We start from the raw sequence: 3328 nt of genomic DNA, 5'->3' as shown, positions 1-3328 counted from the left end.
TAACACAATTATTACCGGAGACGCAAAAACAGGCTTTATAATTACAAACATTAAAAGCGTACCACCAAAGAAGGAAGTATTTAAGGGAAGTGAAACTACAAATATTGACGGTAAGGAAGTAAATCCTGGAGAAATATTAACTTACAAGGTAACATATAAAAATACAACAGGAAAAGCACAAAAAGTAGTTATCGAAGATAAGATCCCTGAGTTTACAGAATATGTAGAAAGTTCAGCGGACAACGGTGGAGTATACAGTGGTGGAACAATAACATGGACAAGAGAAAATCTTGGAAATGGCGAGACATATGAAGTTACATTTAAGGTAAAGGTAAAAGAATCAGCGGGTGGAGAAAAGTTAACAAACGAAGCTCTAGTAAAGGCAGGTAAGAACAATTTAAAGACAAATCCGACAAATAACCCTGTACCTGAAACCCCACCGACAGATCCTAAGAAAGAAGTATTCAAGGGAAGTGAAACTACAAATATAGATGGTAAGGAAGTAAAACCTGGAGAAATACTAACTTACAAAGTAACATATAAAAATACAACAGGAAAAGCACAAAAAGTAGTTATCGAAGATAAGATTCCGGCATTTACAGAATATGTAGAAAATTCTGCAGATAATGGCGGAGTATACAGTGGTGGAACAATAACATGGACAAGAGAAAATCTTGGAAATGGCGAGACATATGAAGTTACATTTAAGGTAAAGGTAAAAGAATCAGCGGGTGGAGAAAAGTTAACAAACGAAGCTCTAGTAAAGGCAGGTAATAACAACCTAAAGACAAATCCGACAAACAACCCTGTACCGGAAACACCACCAACTCCACCTAAGAAAGAAGTATTCAAGGGAAGTGAAACTACAAATATAGATGGTAAGGAAGTAAAACCTGGAGAAATACTAACTTACAAAGTAACATATAAAAATACAACAGGAAAAGCACAAAAAGTAGTTATCGAAGATAAGATCCCTGAGTTTACAGAATATGTAGAAAATTCTGCAGATAATGGCGGAGTATACAGTGGTGGAACAATAACATGGACAAGAGAAAATCTTGGAAATGGCGAGACATTTGAGGTTACATTTAAGGTAAAGGTAAAAGAGTCAGCAGGTGGAGAAAAGTTAACAAACGAAGCCTTGGTAAAGGCAGGTAATAACAACCTAAAGACAAATCCGACAAACAACCCTGTACCGGAAACACCACCGACTACACCAAAGAAAGAAGTCTTCAAGGGAAGTGAAACTACAAATATTGACGGTAAGGAAGTAAATCCTGGAGAAATATTAACTTACAAGGTAACGTATAAAAATACAACAGGTAAGGAACAGAAGGTAGTAATCGAAGATAAGATTCCTGAGTTTACGGAATATGTAAATAATTCAGCAGATAACGGTGGAGTGTACAGTAACGGAACGATAACATGGACAAAGGCAAGCCTTGGAAATGGAGAAACATTTGAAGTTACATTTAAGGTAAAGGTAAAGGAATCGGCAGGCGGAGAAAATTTAAAGAACGAAGCTTTGGTAAAAGCCGGAAAGAATGATTTGAAGACAAATCCGACAAATAATCCTGTACCGGAAACACCACCAACTCCACCAAAGAAGGAAGTATTTAAGGGAACAGAAACAACAAGCATCGACGGTAAGGAAGTAAACCCTGGAGATATATTAACATACAAGATAACGTATAAAAATACAACAGGCAAGGAACAAAAGGTAGTAATCGAAGATAAGATACCTGAATTTACAGAGTATGTAAATAATTCAGCGGACAACGGTGGAGTATACAGTAACGGAACAATAACATGGACAAAAGAAAACCTTGGAAATGGCGAGACATTTGAAGTTACATTTAAGGTAAAGGTAAAAGAATCGGCTTCAGGAGAGAATTTAAAGAATGAAGCTTTGGTAAAAGCCGGAAAGAACGATTTAAAGACAAATCCGACAAATAATCCTGTACCTGAAACACCACCTACAAAACCGAAGAAAGAAGTATTTAAAGGTTCTACGACTACAAATATTGACGGAAAAGAAGTAAAATTCGGAGAAATATTAACTTACAAGATAACGTATAAAAATATAACAGGGAAAGTACAAAAGGTAGTTATTGAAGATAAAATACCTGAATTTACAGAATATATAGATAATTCTGCAGACAATGGTGGAGTGTACAGCGGTGGAAAAATAACATGGACAAAGGCAAGCCTTGGAAATGGAGAAACATATGAAGTTAGATTTAAGGTAAAGGTAAAAGAGTCAGCGGGCGGAGAGAATTTAAAGAACGAAGCTTTGGTAAAAGCCGGAAAGAACGATTTAAAGACAAATCCGACAAACAACCCTGTACCTGAAACACCACCTACAAAACCGAAGAAAGAAGTATTTAAAGGTTCTACGACTACAAATATTGACGGAAAAGAAGTAAAATCCGGAGAAATATTAACTTACAAGATAACGTATAAAAATATAACAGGGAAAGTACAAAAGGTAGTTATTGAAGATAAAATACCTGAATTTACGGAATATGTAGATAATTCTGCAGACAATGGTGGAGTGTACAGCGGTGGAACAATAACATGGACAAAAGAAAACCTTGGAAATGGAGAGACATATGAAGTTACATTTAAGGTAAAGGTAAAAGAGTCAGCTTCAGGAGAGAATTTAAAAAATGAAGCCCTGGTAAAGGCAGGTAATAACAACCTAAAGACAAATCCGACAAACAACCCTGTACCGGAAACACCACCGACAAGACCAAAGAAGGAGGTATTTAAAGGAGATACGACTACAAATATTGATGGTAAAGAAGTAAATCCTGGAGAAATACTAACTTACAAGATAACATATAAGAATACAACTAGAAAAGAACAAGATGTTGTCATTACAGATAAAATTCCGGTACACACAGCATATATAGAAAATTCAGCAGATAATGATGGTGTGTATAAAGATGGAATAATTACATGGAAAAAGAAGTTATTAGCTGGAGAAAGTATTACAGTAAGTTTTAAAGTAAAAGTAAATAATAACATTGATGGAGTTATATTGAAAAATATGGCAAAGGTAAATGATGGTAAAAATGATTATGAAACAAATGAAACACATAATCCTACTCCGGAAAAGACAGTACCAAATAAACCAACAACGCCAAATACTCCTGATGATATTATTAAAAGATTACCTAAAACAGGTGATGGATTAGATCCGGCAAGATATGCAGGCTTATTCGCTATTCCGGGAAGTATATTGCTTTTCTTTGAATTAAGGCGAAGAAAAAATCTTAACAAGTAAAAGATAACACACATTCAAAACATTTTAGTATTAGAAGGC

1 protein-coding gene is annotated in these 3328 nt (G+C 35.2%); it reads left to right on the top strand.

Annotation, left to right across the window (positions count from 1 at the left end; genetic code table 11):
* A partial coding sequence (locus HLB29_RS09410) for a DUF7927 domain-containing protein (RefSeq protein WP_185624893.1) occupies positions 1-3289 on the top strand: 3289 nt, incomplete at its 5' end.
* Between the last annotated feature and the right edge of the window lie 39 nt (positions 3290-3328).

The sequence above is a fragment of the Peptostreptococcus canis genome (assembly GCF_014229965.1).
Lineage (GTDB): Bacteria > Bacillota > Clostridia > Peptostreptococcales > Peptostreptococcaceae > Peptostreptococcus > Peptostreptococcus canis.
This window is presented reverse-complemented; position numbering and strand designations above follow the sequence as displayed.